The organism is Vagococcus fluvialis (assembly GCF_003337315.1).
Lineage (GTDB): Bacteria > Bacillota > Bacilli > Lactobacillales > Vagococcaceae > Vagococcus > Vagococcus fluvialis.
Genome location: NZ_QPJV01000017.1, coordinates 32,645 through 52,080, shown reverse-complemented (window position 1 = coordinate 52,080; position 19,436 = coordinate 32,645). Strand labels below are relative to the sequence as shown.

Below are 19,436 nucleotides of genomic sequence, written 5' to 3'. Positions count from 1 at the left end.
ATTCTAGATGACGACGGAATAAGTCATCCAAATCACCCTTATTGATTAGTGTTTCCATAATTTCTGTAGTAAAATTAGTCATGAGAAAGTCCTCCCATAAAATTTCGGTTGTGGTAACTTTAATTTTACAGAATGGACTTTCTTTTTATCTACCTAAAATTTCTATTTACACAAAATATTTTACGCTATCCAGCAATGAAGGATAGTAATATATAGATAAGATAAATTTAAGCAAAAATTATTTAGGAAGTGACTAACATAATGGATAAATTATTTACTGGTGAAAAATGGATAGCTTACGGGGATTCTGTTACTTTTTATGATGGCCAAATTTATGGTGACGATAGTAACGAAGCTGGGATATTATGTAAAGGTTATCAATCTTACATGAAAGAATATTTAGGAATGGAAGTTGAAAATCAAGGGATTAGCGGTGAAATTACACAACAAATTTGTCGCAGAGTTTTGCAAAATGATTTTAAAGAAATTCATGGTGTTACTCTTTTTTCAGGAATTAATAATTTTAGAGATTATGATTTTGATAAATTTGGTGTTGTCCAAGAAATTGGCTCAGATTTTGATTGCGACACATTTTGTGGTAGTTACCAAAAGATGATTGAACATATTATAACAACAAATGCTCAGACAAAAATTGTTATAATTGTCCCCTTCAAATGCTTTACAGATGCTAATGGCTTAATGCCCAAAATTTACCGTGATTCAATCGTTAAAATAGCTAAATTATATAGTTTGCCCTACGTAGATTTATATTATTTATCAGGTTTTAATGAGTTAAATGTAGAAACAATGTTTGTTGATGGAGAGGGAGAAATCTATAAATTTCACCCTTCTAATTACGGTTATGAAGTTATTTCATCACATATTATAGATGTTATTAAGCAAACAAAACTATCTTATTATTAAACAAAAAATGAATAACCAAAGAAACTTTTCTATTAGTTTCTTTGGTTATTTTTTTCATTCCAAATATAAGTTTTATAAGGTCTTCCGACTTTTAGGTAAATATTTTTGCTAGTTAATTGTTGCTTTTTTTCAAGATGAGAAACGTATTTTCTAATAGAGACATGTGAAAGATTTGTGGCTTGAGTCAAAGCTTGGATAGTAAAAGGCTGCTCTAATTTTTGAATGGTTTTAATAACTAGAGTTAGTGTTTCTTGGGTTAGCCCTTTCTCCATTTCTTCTTCTTTCGATAAAGTATCAGCTGAATAGGGCTGGATTAGGGAGTCAATTAAAGACTGATCTAACTCAGAACTATTTAATTGATCAATCTTTTTTTGATAAAGTGCAATACTTTTTGCAAATCTTTCAAAGGTAAATGGTTTGATTAAATAATCTAAAACCCCTAAATGTAAGCTCTCCTTGACCAGAATGGCTTCTTTAGAGGCCGTTATTAAAATAACATCAATATCTCGTTTTTTTGTTCTTAATTCACTTAATAGGTTTAGTCCATTACCATCTTCAAGATGAATATCTAAAAGAATTAAATCTACTGATTTTTCATTGAGAATTAATAGACTTTCTTCAATCGAGGTGCAGACATCAATCACGTAGTCAGAACTAATTTTTTCAAGATAAGATTGGTGAATAAATTGAACCATTGGATCATCTTCGATAATTAAAATATGTGTCATTTAAGAGCGTCCTCCTTGAGATAAGTTGAGTGTAAAACAAGTGAATTTGATTTGAAAGTTAGCTGACTCTGACTATCATTTAATAGCTGTTTAAAATAAAAAGAGTGTAAGCTTTCTTTTATTTTAAACCATTCATTTTGAAGAATATCTTCATTATTAAACGTATAAGTGGTGATTAACATACCATTAATTAATTCAATACTTAAATTTAGGGTTTCAGGTAGTTTTCTTTGTAAAAAAGCGTAGTGAATATAACGATAAATAGTAATTAATTCTGTGCGTTCTTCTGAATTATTAAGTGGAATTTCAGGGAATATCTCAATTTGTAATTTGGTTTTTACTTCAGAAAATTTTTGCCGTTCACCAATTAAAAAACCAGCAATAATAGGGTCTTTAACTAACAGTGACAAGTAGCTAGAAAATTCTTGTTCAGGAGTCAGTAAGGTATCTAAGTAATGAGTTAATTCATCATAAGCTTCTAAATTAGCTAAACCATAAATAACATGAAGTTTATTCATAAATTCATGAGATTGACTTTGAAGAGCCGTTGCGTAGGCAGTTGTATTTGCTAGCTGATCAGCAACAAAAATAGATTCTGTAGCATTTCTTAGAAAAATAATATATCCCGTTTTATGTCCGCGAACAACAATGGGAGAAGATGAAAATAAATAATCTTGACCGTGTTGTTGGTAAAGCTGCTCAATCTTTTTATCTAAATCAATTTGATTGAAATCTGTTAATAATTTTTGAATAGGTTGTCCTGTTAAGTCATTTTCTTGGGTTGTATAACGGTAAAGAGTTTGAGCTTGTAGATTAGCTAAGAGAACTTTTTCATGTAAATCGATTACCACGACTGCAGCTTCCATCTCTTCTAACATAGCATTTCTTTCTTCTAAAAGTGAAGCAATTTCTCTAGGTTCTAGATTTAAGAGAATTCTCTTAAAATAAAGGGAAACAACAAAGGAAATAATTAAACTAAAAATCAAACCAATGATAAGAGAGATTTTATAATCTTTTTGAGATTGTTGAATCATTGTGGAGAGAGCCGTTAATTTAACTCCTAAAGCAATGACACCAATTTGAGAATCAGCTGCGTATACAGGAACAAAAACACGTAAAGATTTTCCAAGAGTTCCTTGACTAATTGAAACATGATTTTTCCCTTGTAAAGAAGTAGATTCATCTCCACCTTCAAAGTGTTTACCAATTTTTGAGCTATCTGGATGTGTTAGTCTAATAGCGTTCATATCCATTACTACAATAAAATCTAATTCGTAATTTTTGGTTAGTTGATTGGTATAACGTTGTAGTGATTCATTGGTTTCATTTTTTTGTAAACTTTCAATGACTAAGTTCTCACTGGCAAGTTGTTTCCCTGTTGCTAATAGTAATTTTTCTTCATTTTTTCTGACTCGATTAGCCGCGTTTTTAATAACTAATCCATAAGAAATAGAGACAGATAATACGAGTGTAGCAATAAAAGAAAAAGATAAAACAGCCCATAAACTCAATTTTTTCTTCACAATTAATTCCCCTTTTCGAAATCATTATAGCATTTTCTTTGTCGATTTAATTAATTGGATTTACTTAAATTAATTAAATAATCTGTTTTTGTAAAAACGGTTTCAGTAAGATGAAGTCACTAACAAAGAGGAGGAAAATAAATGGATTTAAAAGAGAAAAAAGGGTGGCAAACTTTTCATGTAGGCTCGGTACCATTACCTGTGTATCTAGTCCTTTCACTAGTCATTTTAGTAACAGCTTATCTAGAACAACTGCCAGTTAATATGTTAGGTGGTTTTGCAGTTATTTTAACAATGGGCTGGTTCTTAGGAACATTAGGAGCTAATATTCCTTACTTAAAAAACTTTGGTGGACCAGCTATTATGTCATTATTAATTCCGTCTATTTTAGTTTTTTTCAATTTAATAAATGATAACGTTTTACAATCAGCAGATATGTTAATGAAACAGGCAAACTTTTTATATTTTTATATTGCTTGTTTAGTCTGTGGTAGTATCTTAGGGATGAACCGTAAAATATTAGTTCAAGGTTTAATGAAAATGATTATTCCTATGATGATTGGTATGGTTTTAGCAATGGGAGTTGGGACATTAGTTGGTGTTCTTTTAGGAATGGATTGGAAACATACTTTATTTTTCGTTGTAACACCAGTTTTAGCTGGAGGGATTGGTGAAGGCATTTTACCACTTTCACTTGGTTATAGCCAAATTACAGGCATGGGAAGCGAACAATTAGTTGGTCAACTAATTCCTGCGACGATTATTGGTAACTTTTTTGCCATTGGTTGTTCTGCATTCATTAGTCGTTTAGGCGAGAAAAAACCTCATTTATCAGGTAAAGGACAGTTAGTAAAACAAAAACCAGGTGAAGAAATTGATTTAGAGGAAGAAGAAGATAAGTCTCCAATTGATGTAAAATTAATGGGTGCGGGTGTATTAACAGCTTGTACGTTATTTATCACTGGTGGTTTATTACAGCATTTAACAGGTTTCCCTGGACCAGTATTAATGATTGTTGTCGCAGCAACTTTGAAATATATTAATGTTGTGCCAGCTGAAACTCAAAGAGGTTCTAAACAGTTGTATAAATTTATTTCTGGAAACTTTACTTTCCCACTTATGGCAGGTTTAGGTTTGCTTTATATACCTTTAAAAGATGTGGTAGGTGTTTTAACATGGCAATATTTCTTAGTTGTTATTAGTACAGTGTTAACAGTTATTACAACAGGTTTCTTTGTTTCAAAATTTATGAATATGTACCCTGTAGAAGCGGCTATTATTTCAGCTTGCCAAAGTGGAATGGGTGGAACTGGAGATGTAGCTATTCTTAGTACAACAGATAGAATGAATTTAATGCCTTTTGCACAAGTAGCAACAAGATTGGGCGGCGCAATTACAGTTATTTCAATGACATTTATTTTTAGATTAATATTTTAATTAATAGGAGGAAAACAGAATGACAGTCAAAGATGTAAAAGAATTAGCAATTGAACAAGCAAGAGTAAATGGTGGTAAATTATCAGTTGAATCAAAGGTGAGAATTGATAACAAGGAAGATCTTAGTATTGCATACACGCCAGGAGTTGCAGCCGTTTCATCTGCTATTGCTGAAAACAAAGAATTAGCCTATGAATTAACAACCAAAAAAAATACAGTAGCTGTTATTAGTGATGGAACTGCTGTTTTAGGCTTAGGAGACATTGGAGCTGAAGCTGCAATGCCTGTAATGGAAGGAAAATCAGCTTTATTTAAACGTTTTGCAAATGTAGACTCGATTCCAATTGTTTTAGATACAAAAGATACAGAAGAAATCATTCAAACAATTAAACATATTGCACCAACCTTTGGCGGAATCAACTTGGAAGATATAAGTGCGCCACGTTGTTTTGAAATTGAGAAAAGATTAATTGAAGAATTAGATATTCCAGTTTTCCATGATGACCAACACGGAACAGCAATTGTCGTTTTAGCTGCATTATATAATGCCTTAAAACTAATTGGAAAATCAATTGATGAAGTTAATGTAGTCGTTAATGGTGGAGGTTCAGCAGGACTTTCAGTTACACGTAAATTCTTAGCTGCTGGTGTGAAAAACGTCACTGTAGTTGATCGTTTTGGCATTATCTCTGAATCTCAAATAGCTGATTTAGCGCCTCATCATGCTGAGATTTCAAAAGTAACTAACCGTGAAATGCGTGAAGGAACTCTAAAAGAAGCTTTAAAAGGAGCTGATATTTTTGTAGGCGTTTCAGCACCAGGTGTTTTAAAACCAGAATGGCTTAAAGAAATGAATGAGAAACCAGTTATTTTTGCTATGGCAAACCCAACTCCTGAAATTTTCCCTGATGAAGCCTTAGCAGCGGGAGCTTATGTAGTTGGAACTGGTCGCAGTGATTTTCCAAATCAAATTAATAATGTCTTAGCGTTTCCTGGTATTTTCAGAGGAGCTTTAGATGCCCGTGCCACAAAAATTACAATAGAGATGCAAATTGCAGCTGCTAAAGGAATAGCTAGCTTAATATCAGATGAAGAATTATCAACAACAAATATTATTCCAGATCCATTCCAAGAAGGTGTAGCTAAAGTAGTGGCAGAAAGTGTTGCCCAAGCAGTTAAATGAAAATAAACAAAGCCAACAGATTGTAACAATATCTGTTGGCTTTGTTTTATTTTGAAGTTTTTACTGAAAAATAAATGCCATAGTCATTATTCAACCTCATCAACTCAAAAGTAATTTAAACTATTTAGAAATAGAAGAAATTGAGATAATTAATCCACCAACTCGTGAAGTTGTGATAAGTTATTTAAAAGATAAGTATTTAACAGGTCCAATGCAAGCCTTTATAGAGGCGTTGAGTTATTTATTTTAAGTTATATAATAAATTTGTGTAAAGAAATAAAAAAGGAGTAGAAAGCCAATGAATAAAAAAATATCATATGAATTAACTTATGAAGACTACAAGAATGAGATGGATATTATTTCTAAAAGAAATTCAGTTGAGGTAGGATTATATTTTACAGTAGAATTTATAATAAGATCAGTTTTAAGTCAAAATTATACAACAATCAATGTTTCTTCAAGACGAAAATGGTTAGGTGAAGATTATGAATTTTATAATTCTGAAACGGGATTTCCTGATCTATTAGTTATCAATAAAAATGGATCAAAACCAATTGCTTCTGTTGAAGTTAAGTACCCAATCAAAGAAGGTATCTTAGATTTACATAAATTACAATTAGAGGGCCACCAGAACAAATTTAAGAATTGTATCCATACTGATTTTTTTGAATGGAGATTTATTTCTGAGAAAACCACGGAAATGAATATAATTAAATTAGCTACATATCAAAATAAAAAGATTATTTGGAATGAAGATGATCAATGGGATGAGTTAATTAATCAAATCAGTTTTTTCTTTAATCAGATTAAACTTGATTAAGAATTTAGGTGAAATAATGAGAACAAAAACTGAGATGTTAGAGTTATTTAAAAAACAAACTAAAGAAGATAACCGGATTAGATTATCTGTTTTAGAAGGTTCGCTAACCAATGTCAATATACCAAAGGACAAGTATCAAGACTATGACGTGACATTTTTTGTAACTGAAAGAGATTCTTTTTTAGTTAGTGACTCGTGGTTAGCTATTTTTGGCAAAGTTGTTTTTATGCAAAAACCAGAAGATATGACGCTATTTCCACCTGAATTTCCTAAGATGTATTCTTATTTAATGTATTTGGAAGATGGCATAAAAATTGATTTAAGTTTAGTTTTAGTAAAGGATTTACCTTGGTATTTAGAAGAATCTGACGGTTTAGTTGAAGTTTTGGTTGATAAAGATAGGTTACTTTCAAACCTTGCTCCAGCTAGTGATAAAAACTATTGGCTTAAAAAACCTAATCAGGCAGAATTTAATGATTGTTTAAATGAATTTTGGCACGTATCTGCTTATGTTGCAAAAGGTTTAGCTAGAGGTGAATTATTATTTGCTATGGATCATCTGCATAATAATATTAGACAAGAACTTCTTAGAATGATGTCTTGGCACATTGGATATGAACAGGGTTATGACAGAAGTTTAGGTAAGAACTATAAGTTTATTCAAAATTATTTATCAGAAGAAAATTGGCAAGATTTCTTATTAACTTTTGATTTAAGTACAAAAGAGAAAATGGAACAGTCATTTTGGCATACCTTAAGTCTATTTCAAACATATTCAAGAAAAGTCAGCTTAGAATTAGGATTTGATTATCCAAATGATGAAGAAGTCATGATATCATTTATTGAGACCTTTTATTTAAAAAGATAAGGATAAAAATATCTCAACTTAAATATTTTGTGCTGAATGTGATTGAAAAATGTATGAATCACTAGGTTTTAAAACCTTTAGTAGACAGATGATATTAAAGTAATTTTTTTGAGAAATGAAACTCACTAAAAAGGGTTTACATTTCTTTTTTTATTTAGAAATCGGATTGTGAAAAACTTATTAAAAATAAGTGAGAATCTTGTTTATTAGCTGATAAAAAGATATGATAGTAGTGGTTAAATAACTGTTGTTAGGAGAGTTGTAATGGAGGAGTATAAGAAAAGCATGTTAGGATATGAAACACTTAAAAAGAAAGAACTACAGTTAACATCTTTAGTTCTAGGTTTGTTAAGTACTATTTCGTTGTTTCTATATTTTGACTTAATAAGAGTTCATCCAGCTGTTTTATTTACTATTGGATTAGCGATTTCCCTTATATTTGCAATAAAAACAAAATCAGTTAGTCGGTACTATGATCGAATTGAAAGATATTTAAAAAAACATCACAAAGAATTATCTAAGGATAGAAGATTTATTTTCTTTTTAGATAATCAGCTAACTCAAAATTTTCTTGGTAATGAAGAAGAACTGAAAATATTATTAAAAAGTAAAAATTATGAAGAAAAATTATCTAAAAAAATTGAGAATAGTTTCTTTTTATATGAATCCTTAGAGAAATCAGAGAAAAAGAATCACACACTACTTGATTATTAGGAATAGGGGAAGAACACCGTGTCAATAAAGAAAAAATTAGTTGGTATTGTTTTATCTTTTGCTGCAGTTGGGGGAATTGCAACAAATACATATGAAGCGTCATACCAAAAAATATATGATGAACATGAAACCAACAAAACTGAAATGCTTAAAATTATGGAATCAGAGTTTATATCAGATTCCGATAAATCCATGTTGGAAAATCAACTAACAAGATTTGCTGATGTTAAAGATTCAGATGTAAAATCAAAATTAACAGATCTAATTGAATTAGAACAAGAAAACATAGAAACTGTTCAACAAGCAATCGTAAAAAATGAGGCAACCGTTGCTAAAAAAGAGATTAATGTGCTCCAGACTGAGTTAGAGAAGTTAACAAGTAAATCTGAAGAACCATTTATCCTGAAAGAGGATGCTCTTTTAATTGATAAATTACAGCAAGAAATAAAAATGTTAGATACTTCAGTTAAAGTAAAGCCTGTTCGAGAGATTGCTCAAGAAGTTGATGATTTATCTATTCAATTAATTGATAATCAAAAACAAGCTAAAAGTAGCGTCGAAGAGTTAAAAGAGTTTAACAAAAAATTAGAAGATTTATCAAAACATGAGTATGTATTAGTGCCAGACAAAAAATTGATAAAAGAGACACAAAAGGAAAATGCAGAGCTCTTTGATCATGTGGATGATTTACAAGTTGTTAAAGATAGACAAAAAGAGAGCAATCAATTAGTTGAAAAAATAACAACTAAAATTAAAGATTCTGAGTTTGATTTTAAAGAACACGGTCCTAAAGTAAAAGAATTAATTAATTTAAGTAACAAATTGTTATCTGAAGGTCAACTAGAAGATTCTGAAAAAGAACAGTTAAATAGCTATGTTACAGTTATTAAAGATACTTTAGAGAAAAAAGGCTATAATCCTGGTGATTTGAAGAAACATTATGAGAGAATTCAACCAGAATATGAAACGCTTCTAAAAAATAGTCAAAAGAGACTTGCAGAAACAGCAGAAAAAGCCGCTGCTGAGGCTAAAAGACAAGCTGAAGAAACTCGTAAACAAGAAGAAGAAGCTAGAAAACAGGCTGAACAAGCTGCGGGACCAACTATGAATGGTGATTGGTATCAAGCACCAGCAGGTTTTAAATACTTAAAAGTAACTAGTGGTAAAACATATGGCCAAGTAAAAAATCCAAATAACTTCTCTTTGATTACTGAAGCAGAAGCGGCTAATTATTCACCAGGCCATGGAAATGGCTCAGCAAAACAATAAAAAACAGTCACATAAGATAAAACTTATGTGGCTGTTTTTTTATTATATAGATCTTTCTTTTGAAGGTAAAACACCTAATTTTTTCTTATAACATTTTGAAAAATAAGACTCACTATTAAATCCAGTAGCTTCTGCAGCTTCTGAAACACTGTATTTTTTTTCTTTTAATAAAAATCTTGCTTGCTGAACGCGTAAGGATAAGGTATATTCATTAACTGTTTTTTGAGTGACTTCTTTGAAGATTCTACAAAAATGATATTTACTAACACCTACAGTAGCACAAATATCATCAATTTTAATGTCTTCATCATAGTGCTCATTAATGTACCCAATCCCTTGCTTCACAATAGAAGTCTTGTTATCAGAGTTATTGATTTCTTTTTCTTGATTTAACCAAACATTTCTAAATAATAAAATCAGCATGGTTGTACATAAAGCAACGGAGGCTTTTTTATAGTATTTTTTTTGATTTAACATTTCATTAATAATTAAATTGTAAATATTTTTAATTTCTTTATCAGTTGTAATAGATAGAAAACGATTATTAGTTGTATCAAAACCTAATTTTTGACTATGTTCATGGTCAATAATTAAGCAGTAATAGCTACAATCTTTTGTAAGACTTTGAATACTGTGGAGGTAGTTGGAATTAATAATAACAATATCCCCTACATTGGCAATAATTTTGGCAGTATTAGAGGTAATAGAAACAGTACCTTCAATCACGTATAAAATTTCAATATTAATATGCCAGTGAGGAAAAACTTCGAATCTGCCTTTTGTTAGTGTGTTGTAATGAAAAATAACAGGAAAAGAAGGGTCTTCAAAAAAATGAGTTTCGTAAAATATTTTTGCCACAAGTCACACTCCTTAATATAATGCTTTTTTAGTTTCACAAAGTTTCTTTGGGATTAATTTCAATCATGTAAATGAATATTAGCTAAAAACGAACATAACTTAACTGACTAGTTCATTAGTTATCACAACAGCAAGATAGTACAAATTTTAAGCAAGTAACTATATTTACGCTTTCATAAACATGTAATAAACTTAAATCACAAAAGTAATTTATAAATAAAGTATAGCACAAGGAAAGGAGATTTATCTAGGTGGAAAAGCTTAATGTCGGTGTTATTGGAGTTGGAAGCATTTCTAACGAACATATTCAAGCCTATTTAAAAAATGAACAAGTTAATTTGATGGCTTTTTGCGATACAGATGAAAAGCAATTGAAAAAAATGGGTGAGCAATATGGTGTTAAAAATCTATATACAAGCAAGGAGGAATTTCTTAAAAATCCGGACATTGAAGCAGTGAGTATTTGTACATGGAATGCAGCTCACGCTGAGTGTACAATAGCAGCGTTAAATGCTAAGAAACATGTTCTTTGTGAAAAACCTATGGCGACAAATAAAGAAGACGCTGAAAAAATGCTTCAAGCTTCAATAGACAATGACCGATTACTAATGATTGGTTTTGTTAGAAGGTTTGGAAATGACACAAAGATTTTACAAGATTTTCTAACTAGTAAATTCTTTGGTGACCTATATTTTGCTAAAGCTCAGTATCTAAGACGCCACGGGAATCCAGGTGGTTGGTTTGGTGATAAGAGTCGTTCTGGTGGAGGACCTTTAATTGATTTAGGTGTTCACGTGATTGATTTGGTTCACTATTTATTCGGTCAACCAAAAGTAACATCAGTTTATGGTGCGACTTTTAGAAAACTGGATAGTCGTAAAGAGCTGAAAGATGAAACTGATTATTCATCTGTTTCAAAATCTGAGAAGGATATTTTTGATGTAGAAGACTTAGCAACAGCGATGATTCGTTTTGATAACGGAGCAGTTTTATCAATTGATGCTAGTTTTAATTTAAATCTTAAAGATGATGTTGGGAAAATCGAACTTTTTGGAACTAAGGGTGGTGCTTGTATTGACCCTGAAATTGAGCTATTTACAGAGATGAATGGTTATTTAACAGATATTAACTTCAAACGAGCAACGTCGCTTGATATGAACGGTTTATTCCAAAATGAAATTAATCATTATGTAGATGTGGTATTAAACAATGAAACTTGTCTAGCACCTGCTGAGGATGGAGTCGAAATTATGAGAATATTAGACGCTATCTATGAATCAGCACGAACTGGACATGAAATAATACTTTAAAAGAGGAGAATTTTAAAATGAAATTAGTTAAAAAATTAGGTTTATTAGCTGCAGGTTTAGCTCTGACAACTGCTCTTGTTGCATGTGGAAACAATGATAAAAAGGAAGAATCAGCTAAATCAAAAGATGATGAATTTACTTTAACAGTTTGGACACATCCCTTCGTTGGAACAGAATTAAAAGCTGAGCAAACTGAAGTTTTTGATAAGATGGCAGAAGAATTTAAGAAAGACTATCCGAATGCTAAAATCGCCTTCGAAGAAATTCCTTGGGCAAATCGTGAGCAGAAAATTATGACAGCGTTGTCATCTGGTGATGGTCCTGATGTGTTCTACTTAATTCCAGATATGATGACTCAATTTGCGGATAAAGGTATTTTAGAGCCAATGGATGATCATCTAGGAAAAGATTTTGATGCTGCAGATTTTTCTGAAACATCATTAGAGGCTGTAACATATGATGGTAAAAAATATGGGTTACCGATTTTACGTGAAGTTCAAACAATGTTCTACAACACAGACATCTTAAAAGAAGTTGGTGGTGATCCTGAAAAATTACCTGAAACTTGGGAAGAATTTGACGCTTTAGCTAAAAAGGCAGTTGAAAAAGGTTATGCTGGACGTACTTTTGAAGGTGGAAGCACACTAAACTCAACACTTTATCCATTTATCTGGCAAGCAGGCGGAGACATTATTAAAGACGGTGAGGCTGTAATTGATAGTAAAGAATCAGTTGAAGCATTTACTGAAATTAAAAAACTTTATGATGAAGGAATCATTCCAAAAGACTCAATTAATGCAACTGAACAAACAGGATTCCAAGAAGGAAAAATGTTAGCAGCTTACGGAACAGGTTATCTAATTTCTTCAATGGCTGAACAAGGTAAAGAAAACTATGTTATTGGGGCTCCTTTAAAACAAAAAGAACAAGCGACTTTTGGTACAACAGGAATGTTCTCAGTAGCCTCTACATCTAAACATAAAGCTGAATCAGCTAAATTTGTTGAAGTTATGACAAATAGTGAAAATGCGAAATCATTTAATAAATTAACTAACTATATTCCAGCAAGAACATCTGCTCTAACAATCTTTGATGATAACGAACGTATGAAAGATTTAGCGCAATATGTTGAAATTGCAAATCCAGGAGTTATTCATCCATCTGCTCGTATTTTTATGCCAAATGTACAAGCTAAATTACAAGCAATGTTAGAAGGATCATTAACACCAGAAGAAGCGGCAAAAGAGGCAAATGAGTTAATTAAAAACGAGATGAAATAGAAAGGACTATAAATGAAAGTGGACAATACAATGCAAACAACTAAAACAGTTAAAAAAAGTAAGAATAGTTTTTCATTGAAAAATCATATGGCTAAACATGCAATTGTCTACGTATTCATGATTCCAGTATTGATTCATTTCACCATTTTTTTCTTGGCACCTATCGTATTTAGTTTTATTATCACTTTCTTCGATTGGCCAATAATTGGGACTCCGGAATTTATCGGATTAGGGAACTGGCAGAGATTTCTGGGCGATGCAATCGCCTGGAAATCTTTAAAGAATACGTTAGTATTTTCAATTTATTACATCGTACCATCGATGGCGATTGGTCTGATGTTAGCACAATTAATCGTTAGTCAAAAAACAAAAGTCGGTAACTTCTTTAAAGGAATTTTCTTCTTACCAGTAGTTACGTCATTTGTTGTAGTAGCAGGTATTTGGCAGTGGTTATTTAGAGGTACTGGTGAAGGTTTTATCAACCAGTTTTTAGGTATGTTAGGTTTACCAGAGCAAATGTTTTTATCAAGTTCTAATCAGGCATTATTAGTACTTGCTGGTTTAAGTATCTTCAAAATTATTGGTAGTACAATGATTTACTACTTTGCAGGTCTTCAAGGTATTCCAGAAGAATTATACGAAGCTGCCAGAATTGACGGGGCAAGCAAAAGTAAAGTTTTTTGGAAAATCACGTTTCCATTACTTCTTCCTATTCATTTCTATGTAGCTGTTATGACAACAATCGGTTCATTCCAAGTATTTGATTCAGCTTTCCTATTAACAAGTGGTGGACCAAACTTTGCGACAAATACGATTGTTTATTATATGTACCAAGAGGGATTCTCCGCATTAAGACTAGGTTATGCAAGTGTGTTAGCTTATGTACTATTCTTCATGGTCTTTTTAGTGTCATTAGTTCAGAAGAGATTCTTAGGAAAAACAATTGATTACAGTTAGGAGGCAATCATTATGGAAACGAAAAAAACATCGAAATTATCAATCTTTTTACTAGTTTTACTAGCCTTACTTTTCTTAACACCTTTCTTCATTATGATTGTCGGAAGTTTTATGAAAATGAAGTTGCCAATTGGTAACCCATTCAATTGGATTGCAAGTGGTGATTTAGGTTTAGACAATTTTAAACATATTTTACGTTATTCTGACTATCCTAAATGGTTGGTCAACTCACTAATTATTACAATTATTCCAACGTTCTCACAAATGTTCTTTGCAGCTATTTTAGGTTACTTATTTTCTAAAAAAGAATTTTTTGGTCGAGATGTGATTTTTTGGATGATGATGGCAGTAATTATGGTGCCAACACAAATTTTAATTATTCCTCGTTATATCATGTTTAGTAAATTTGGTTGGATCAACACTTATTTACCATTAATCATTCCTCAACTTTGGGCAATTATGGGTGTTTTCTTAGTGAAACAATTTATGTCTCAATTACCAAAAGAATTAGAAGAAGCAGCATTTATTGATGGGGCGAACGATTTTCAAATATTCTTTAGAATCTTTATGCCTCTATGTAAACCGGTTATTGCAACAGTTGGAACTTTTGCTTTTATCCAGTGTTGGAATGACTTACTAACACCGTTAATTTTTACAACAAGTCAAGAGATGTATCCTGTAACAGTCGGTTTAGCATCTATGTTAACAAAAGAAGGTAACTTTGGTATTGAAATGGGTGGATCAGTTCTATCCTTTGTACCAACATTCTTAATCTTTATCTTCTTCCAGAAATACTTCACTAAGGGAATAGCATTTTCTGGAAATAAATAAGAAGTCAGGAGAGTCAGACAATGAAATATATTGGAGCAAGAAATGGGAAGGTAGCTATTTTTGAAACAGAAATTCCACAAGCAAAACCAGGATATGTCTTAATCAAAACAAGTTACTCAGCTATCAGTCCGGGAACAGAAATTACAATGATGGGAAATAGCAAAGGGGATATTGTTCCTTTAGGTTACAGTGCTGCAGGTGTTGTTGAAGAAGTTGGAGAGGGAGTAGTAGGGTTTAAAGCCGGTGACCGAGTTGCTTGTTACGGAGCTCCTTATGTTTATCACGCAGAATATTTAGCTGTTCCTAAAACTTTAGTTTGTCATGTGCCAGATCATGTTGATCTAAAAGAAGCCTGTTTAGCTGGTATTGGTGCTATTTCAATTCATGCTTTACGAAAAGCAGATTTACAATTTGGTGAAACAAGTTTAGTAGTCGGTTTAGGTATCTTTGGTCAATTAATTGGTCAAATAGCTGAAAATGCAGGTCATCAGGTTATCGCTTTAAATCGATCTAAACCAAGAGCGGAAGTTTTTGCTCAAACAACAGGTATTGATACATTTACTGATGAAGAAGAATTAGAAACTCATATTGCTGAAGTAACAAATGGTCACGGAGTTGATGCTGTCTTTTTATGCACAGGCGGTGATTCAAGTTACTTAACCAATAAAAGTTTAGAGTGGTGTCGAGATAAAGGTAAAAGTGTCATAGTTGGAGATCTTCAACCAAACTATGAGCGAACAAATATGTTTGCGAAAGAAATAGATATCTTGATTTCAAGAGCAGGTGGACCAGGTCGATATGATCCGTCCTATGAAAGAGATGCTATTGATTATCCATATGGTCAAGTACGTTGGACTGAAGGGCGAAACACTGCAGAGTATGTTCGCTTGTTAGGAAAAGATAGAATAAAAGTAGCAGATTACGTGACTAATGTAACTGATTTAGAACACATTGATAAAACTTATCATGATTTACAACAACCAGGTATTTCTGTGTTGACTCATATTGTTCGTTACTAAAATGAAAAGGAGATTGTGACATGGATTTACAAGCTTTGTTTAATGATTCCTTTGTTCAAGGGACGATAGAATCTTCAATTAAACAAATAATTTACGAAAATAAAAATGAAACGTGTATAGTGACACATCAGAATTCAGGAGAAGATGCTTTAAAAGCTGCAGAAAAACAAATTGAAAATCATAAAAATGAGGGTGGCGTTATTCATTATGAACGTCAATTAGATAAAATGACTGAGCCGCGTTTTTATAACTCAGTATTAGTTGATTTATATTTTATTACTCAATATTTTGGGAAAATTCAGCGCTTAAAAGTGTATTCAAAAAAAACAGAAGATTCTCAGCAAATTTTTATAACTATTCGTCTTCACAATCGGATGATTGTTCAATATGTGCTGAATAGTTTAAAAGGTTTAAGAGCAAGTTTCAAATTTGATTTTAGTAAACGCGGTTTTAATCTAGATTATGATAATCAAATTCAAGCATCTATTAAATTAAACTCAACAGTTTTACTACCAGAAGAGTTCGAAACAACTTTAACTGCTGAAAATTTATTAGAATTAAAAAACATTTATCAATTATTATCCGATTCAATGAAAGGCGGGAAATAACATGAAAATAGGGATGATTAGTTTTGCTCATCATCATGCTTATAGTTATGCAGATAGTTTAATGTCTCTGCCAGATGTTGAAATAAGTGGTATTTATGACCCGGATAAAGTACGTGGGGTAAAGGCTAGTAAAACTTATCAAACAACATATTATGAAACACTAGAAGATTTACTAGAAAGTGACTGTGAGGCTGTCATTATTTGTAGTGAAAATAGTCTTCATAAAGAAGAAGTTTTATTATCAGCAAAGGCTAAAAAACATATTTTATGTGAAAAACCAATTGCTACTAATGTAGAAGACGGCAAAGAAATGATAGAAGCTTGTAAAGAAGCAGGAGTCATTTTACAAATTGCCTTTCCTGTTCGTTTCTGTGAGCCCATTATTGAAGCAAAACGGATTTTAGATAGTGGTGAATTAGGAGAGTTACAAAGCATTAAGACCACGAATCGTGGACAAAATCCTATGGAATGGTTTGTTAATCCAGAACTTTCAGGTGGTGGAGCTGTTCTTGACCACACAGTTCACATGGTAGATATCATTCGTTGGTTTACTAAGGAAGAAGTTAAAGAAGTGTATGCGGAAATTGACACTTTCTTTGAGGATACGCCTGTTGAAGATAGTGGTATTTTAAACATGGTTTTAACTAATGACATTATGGTAACTCATGATTGTAGTTGGTCTAGAAGTAATAATTTTCCAACTTGGGGAGACGTGACAATTGAGCTGTTTGGTTCTAAAGGTAACTTGAGGGTTGATGCGTTAAATGATCATTTAAGTAATTTTCAAGATACAGGAAAAGCAGCAAACCATATCTTTTTTGGTGAAAATATGGATTTTGGTTTAATCAAAGATTTTGTTAGTTGTGTAAGAGAAAAAAGAGAACCTTTTATTACAGGGTACGATGGTTTAAAAGCAATGGAAGTTGGACTAAGAGCATATGATTCAGCAAAAATTCAACAAGCAGTGATGATTAATTAATGTTAGGAGAGTAGGAATGAAATCTTTAGTTGAAATAGAAAAAGCTATGAATACACCAAGTACTGCCTTAATTAATGATGTTAAGCAATTAGACGGAGATGTCATGATTTTAGGTGTTAGCGGAAAAATGGGAGTTACATTAGCTAAGCTATTAAAAAATGCTATAGACGAAAATAATCTTGATTATGATGTTTATGGTGTTGCTCGATTTTCGGACCCAAATAGTCGGGCTGAACTGGAAGAGTATGGGATTAAAACATTAGCAGCAGATTTTTTAAATGAAGAAGAAATGAGAAGTTTACCTAAAATAAAAAATATTATTTTTATGGTTGGTTATAAATTTGGAGCAACAGGAAATGAAGCTTACACTTGGGCAGTTAATGCGTATTTACCAGGAAGAATTTGTGAGTACTTTAAGGACTCCCGAATTGTCGCATTTTCAACAGGTTGTGTTTATCCTTTAGTTCCTGTAAATGAGGGCGCTCCTTCTGAGGAAATGGCACCAGATCCATTAGGTGAATATGCTCAATCTTGCTTAGGTAGAGAGCGTATTTTCGAACATTTTTCTAAAGAAAATGGAACAGAGATGACAATTTTTAGATTAAATTATGCTATTGATTTAAAATATGGCGTTGTATCTGAATTAGCTCGTACTATTTTAGATGATGAAGCAATTGATTTAACAATGGGACATGTTAATGTCATTTGGCAAAAAGATGCTTGTGAGCAAGCCATTCGCTCATTATTTGTGACAAGCTCTCCAGCTAATATCTTAAATATCACAGGCCCTGAAACATTATCAGTTCGTTGGATTTCAGAACGTTTAGGTGAGGCCTTAAATAAAGAAGTTACTTTTGTAGGAGAGGAACAAGAAACAGCTCTCTTGAGTAACGCTTCTAAATCCCATGAGTTATTTGGTTATCCTCAAACAACAATTCGAGAGATGATTGATATCACAGCGGATTGGTTATTAAATGACGGAGCTACAATTGATAAACCAACACACTTCCAAGAGAGAAAGGGGAAATATTAAGCCATGGTAAATCGTTTAAAACCTGAATTAAAAGAATTATTACATAGTGGTACAGTCATGCCAGCTTATCCTCTTGCTTTAAACCCGGATCGTAGTTTTGATGAGTTTAATCAAAGAGTTTTAACTCATTATTACATAGATGCTGGTGTTGGTGGATTAGCAGTTGGTGTTCATACAACACAATTTGAAATTCGTGATCCGGAGCATAATTTATTTGAAACAGTTTTAAGAATAGCTGCAGAAGAAATTGATAAAGCAAAATTAGATCGTCCATTTATTAAATTGGCTGGGATTTGTGGGCCTGTAGAACAGGCAATTAATGAAGCTGAACTGGCAGTCAAATATGGTTATGATATGGGACTTTTAAGTATGGGCAGTCTACCAGATTATACAGAAGAAGATTTGTTAGAAAGAACAAAAGAAGTGGCTAAAATAATACCAGTCTTCGGTTTTTATCTTCAACCGTCAGTGGGTGGACGAATTTTTAGTTATGATTTTTGGAAAAAATTTATGGAAATTGATAATGTGGTTGCTGTTAAAACAGCTCCCTTCAATAGATACCAAACCTTAGATGTTTTACGTGCTGTTTGTCATTCAAGCCGAATTGATGAAATTGCGTTTTATACAGGAAATGATGACAACATTGTTGCTGATTTATTAACGCCTTATGAAATGAATGTTGATGGGAAATTCGTTCAAAAAGAATTTTTAGGTGGACTGTTAGGTCACTGGGCAGTTTGGACAAAAAATGCTGTTGAGTTAATGGATGAAGTAAAAAAAGCTAAGAAGACAGGTCTTGGTTATAGAGAACTATTAATGAAAGGCACTCAAGTAACAGATGCCAATGCCGCCTTTTTTGATATCAATAATGATTTCCAAGGATGTATTCCAGGAATTAATGAGATGTTAGCTCGTCAGGGATTACTACAAGGTAATTATTGTCTTAACCCTAATGAAATCATGGGTCCTGGACAAGCAGAGGAATTAACACGTGTGTCTAGAGACTATCCGCATTTAAGTGATGACGATTTTATTAGAGAAAATTTAGAATTATGGCGTGAAAGAGTCAAAGGATAAAGAGTAAAAAAATCAACA

19 protein-coding genes are annotated in these 19,436 nt (G+C 32.1%); 16 read left to right on the top strand and 3 right to left on the bottom strand.

What is annotated here, in order from left to right:
* Positions 1-261: 261 nt before the first annotated feature.
* Complete coding sequence (locus DFR54_RS12575) at positions 262-924, top strand: SGNH/GDSL hydrolase family protein (protein ID WP_114290508.1); 663 nt, start codon at positions 262-264, stop codon at positions 922-924.
* Positions 925-956: 32 nt separating this feature from the next.
* Here DFR54_RS12575 and DFR54_RS12570 read toward each other — a convergent pair whose 3' ends face one another.
* Positions 957-1,652 carry a response regulator gene (locus DFR54_RS12570; RefSeq protein WP_114290507.1) on the bottom strand — a complete coding sequence of 232 codons (696 nt, stop codon included), beginning with the start codon at positions 1,650-1,652 and terminating at the stop codon, positions 957-959.
* Entirely contained in the window at positions 1,649-3,175 is a 1,527-nt protein-coding gene (locus tag DFR54_RS12565; protein WP_114290506.1) for a Spo0B domain-containing protein, read from the bottom strand. Before DFR54_RS12565 ends, DFR54_RS12570 begins: the two co-directional genes overlap by 4 nt.
* A 141-nt stretch (positions 3,176-3,316) precedes the next feature.
* Between DFR54_RS12565 and DFR54_RS12560 the strand changes: the two genes are divergently transcribed.
* From DFR54_RS12560 to DFR54_RS12535, 6 genes are all read left to right on the top strand, one after another.
* Positions 3,317-4,612 carry a 2-hydroxycarboxylate transporter family protein gene (locus DFR54_RS12560; protein WP_114290505.1) on the top strand — a complete coding sequence of 432 codons (1,296 nt, stop codon included), beginning with the start codon at positions 3,317-3,319 and terminating at the stop codon, positions 4,610-4,612.
* Positions 4,613-4,631: 19 nt separating this feature from the next.
* Positions 4,632-5,795: an NAD(P)-dependent malic enzyme gene (locus tag DFR54_RS12555; RefSeq protein ID WP_114290504.1), complete on the top strand. Its 1,164-nt coding sequence runs from the start codon at positions 4,632-4,634 to the stop codon at positions 5,793-5,795.
* A 298-nt stretch (positions 5,796-6,093) separates the two neighbouring features.
* Entirely contained in the window at positions 6,094-6,615 is a 522-nt protein-coding gene (locus DFR54_RS12550) for a hypothetical protein (RefSeq protein ID WP_086341699.1), read from the top strand.
* A 16-nt stretch (positions 6,616-6,631) separates the two neighbouring features.
* Positions 6,632-7,483, top strand: coding sequence for an aminoglycoside 6-adenylyltransferase (locus DFR54_RS12545; protein WP_114290503.1), 852 nt, complete (start codon positions 6,632-6,634; stop codon positions 7,481-7,483).
* A gap of 264 nt (positions 7,484-7,747) precedes the next feature.
* Complete coding sequence (locus DFR54_RS12540) at positions 7,748-8,197, top strand: hypothetical protein (RefSeq protein WP_114290502.1); 450 nt, start codon at positions 7,748-7,750, stop codon at positions 8,195-8,197.
* An 18-nt stretch (positions 8,198-8,215) separates the two neighbouring features.
* The gene (locus DFR54_RS12535; protein ID WP_114290501.1) at positions 8,216-9,466 is read left to right on the top strand and encodes a hypothetical protein; all 1,251 of its coding nucleotides are present in this window, start codon (positions 8,216-8,218) and stop codon (positions 9,464-9,466) included.
* 42 nt (positions 9,467-9,508) lie between these two features.
* On the opposite strand, the gene DFR54_RS12530 is transcribed toward DFR54_RS12535, so the two are convergent.
* The gene (locus DFR54_RS12530) at positions 9,509-10,324 is read right to left on the bottom strand and encodes an AraC family transcriptional regulator (RefSeq protein ID WP_086341704.1); all 816 of its coding nucleotides are present in this window, start codon (positions 10,322-10,324) and stop codon (positions 9,509-9,511) included.
* A gap of 251 nt (positions 10,325-10,575) precedes the next feature.
* Here DFR54_RS12530 and DFR54_RS12525 point away from each other — a divergent pair, with 251 nt between their 5' ends.
* From DFR54_RS12525 to DFR54_RS12485, 9 genes are read left to right on the top strand one after another with little or no spacing between them, the layout of a single operon-like run.
* Positions 10,576-11,634, top strand: coding sequence for a Gfo/Idh/MocA family protein (locus tag DFR54_RS12525; protein WP_114290500.1), 1,059 nt, complete (start codon positions 10,576-10,578; stop codon positions 11,632-11,634).
* A gap of 17 nt (positions 11,635-11,651) precedes the next feature.
* Positions 11,652-12,914, top strand: a complete 1,263-nt coding sequence (locus tag DFR54_RS12520; RefSeq protein WP_086341706.1) for a sugar ABC transporter substrate-binding protein — start codon at positions 11,652-11,654, stop codon at positions 12,912-12,914.
* Between the two features lie 12 nt (positions 12,915-12,926).
* Entirely contained in the window at positions 12,927-13,871 is a 945-nt protein-coding gene (locus tag DFR54_RS12515) for a carbohydrate ABC transporter permease (RefSeq protein WP_206172274.1), read from the top strand.
* A gap of 12 nt (positions 13,872-13,883) precedes the next feature.
* A complete protein-coding gene (locus DFR54_RS12510; protein WP_114290499.1) occupies positions 13,884-14,702 on the top strand; it encodes a carbohydrate ABC transporter permease in 819 nt (272 codons plus the stop codon).
* Positions 14,703-14,722: 20 nt separating this feature from the next.
* Positions 14,723-15,721, top strand: coding sequence for a zinc-dependent alcohol dehydrogenase (locus DFR54_RS12505; RefSeq protein ID WP_086341709.1), 999 nt, complete (start codon positions 14,723-14,725; stop codon positions 15,719-15,721).
* A gap of 20 nt (positions 15,722-15,741) precedes the next feature.
* Complete coding sequence (locus DFR54_RS12500) at positions 15,742-16,329, top strand: hypothetical protein (protein ID WP_114290498.1); 588 nt, start codon at positions 15,742-15,744, stop codon at positions 16,327-16,329.
* 1 nt (position 16,330) lies between these two features.
* Positions 16,331-17,308 (top strand): Gfo/Idh/MocA family protein, encoded by a 978-nt coding sequence (locus DFR54_RS12495; protein ID WP_114290497.1) that lies wholly within the window; start codon positions 16,331-16,333, stop codon positions 17,306-17,308.
* Between the two features lie 16 nt (positions 17,309-17,324).
* Positions 17,325-18,341: an NAD-dependent epimerase/dehydratase family protein gene (locus tag DFR54_RS12490; protein WP_114290496.1), complete on the top strand. Its 1,017-nt coding sequence runs from the start codon at positions 17,325-17,327 to the stop codon at positions 18,339-18,341.
* Positions 18,342-18,344: 3 nt separating this feature from the next.
* Positions 18,345-19,418 carry a dihydrodipicolinate synthase family protein gene (locus tag DFR54_RS12485; protein ID WP_114290495.1) on the top strand — a complete coding sequence of 358 codons (1,074 nt, stop codon included), beginning with the start codon at positions 18,345-18,347 and terminating at the stop codon, positions 19,416-19,418.
* Positions 19,419-19,436 lie beyond the last annotated feature (18 nt).

What these genes read in the sequence shown, in the direction of transcription:
- DFR54_RS12575 (WP_114290508.1), top strand. Translation starts at nt 262, where the DNA reads ATGGATAAATTATTTACTGGTGAAAAATGGATAGCTTACGGGGATTCT.
- DFR54_RS12570 (WP_114290507.1), bottom strand. Translation starts at nt 1,652, where the DNA reads ATGACACATATTTTAATTATCGAAGATGATCCAATGGTTCAATTTATT.
- DFR54_RS12560 (WP_114290505.1), top strand. Translation starts at nt 3,317, where the DNA reads ATGGATTTAAAAGAGAAAAAAGGGTGGCAAACTTTTCATGTAGGCTCG.
- DFR54_RS12555 (WP_114290504.1), top strand. Translation starts at nt 4,632, where the DNA reads ATGACAGTCAAAGATGTAAAAGAATTAGCAATTGAACAAGCAAGAGTA.
- DFR54_RS12550 (WP_086341699.1), top strand. Translation starts at nt 6,094, where the DNA reads ATGAATAAAAAAATATCATATGAATTAACTTATGAAGACTACAAGAAT.
- DFR54_RS12545 (WP_114290503.1), top strand. Translation starts at nt 6,632, where the DNA reads ATGAGAACAAAAACTGAGATGTTAGAGTTATTTAAAAAACAAACTAAA.
- DFR54_RS12540 (WP_114290502.1), top strand. Translation starts at nt 7,748, where the DNA reads ATGGAGGAGTATAAGAAAAGCATGTTAGGATATGAAACACTTAAAAAG.
- DFR54_RS12520 (WP_086341706.1), top strand. Translation starts at nt 11,652, where the DNA reads ATGAAATTAGTTAAAAAATTAGGTTTATTAGCTGCAGGTTTAGCTCTG.
- DFR54_RS12515 (WP_206172274.1), top strand. Translation starts at nt 12,927, where the DNA reads ATGAAAGTGGACAATACAATGCAAACAACTAAAACAGTTAAAAAAAGT.
- DFR54_RS12510 (WP_114290499.1), top strand. Translation starts at nt 13,884, where the DNA reads ATGGAAACGAAAAAAACATCGAAATTATCAATCTTTTTACTAGTTTTA.
- DFR54_RS12505 (WP_086341709.1), top strand. Translation starts at nt 14,723, where the DNA reads ATGAAATATATTGGAGCAAGAAATGGGAAGGTAGCTATTTTTGAAACA.
- DFR54_RS12500 (WP_114290498.1), top strand. Translation starts at nt 15,742, where the DNA reads ATGGATTTACAAGCTTTGTTTAATGATTCCTTTGTTCAAGGGACGATA.
- DFR54_RS12495 (WP_114290497.1), top strand. Translation starts at nt 16,331, where the DNA reads ATGAAAATAGGGATGATTAGTTTTGCTCATCATCATGCTTATAGTTAT.
- DFR54_RS12490 (WP_114290496.1), top strand. Translation starts at nt 17,325, where the DNA reads ATGAAATCTTTAGTTGAAATAGAAAAAGCTATGAATACACCAAGTACT.
- DFR54_RS12485 (WP_114290495.1), top strand. Translation starts at nt 18,345, where the DNA reads ATGGTAAATCGTTTAAAACCTGAATTAAAAGAATTATTACATAGTGGT.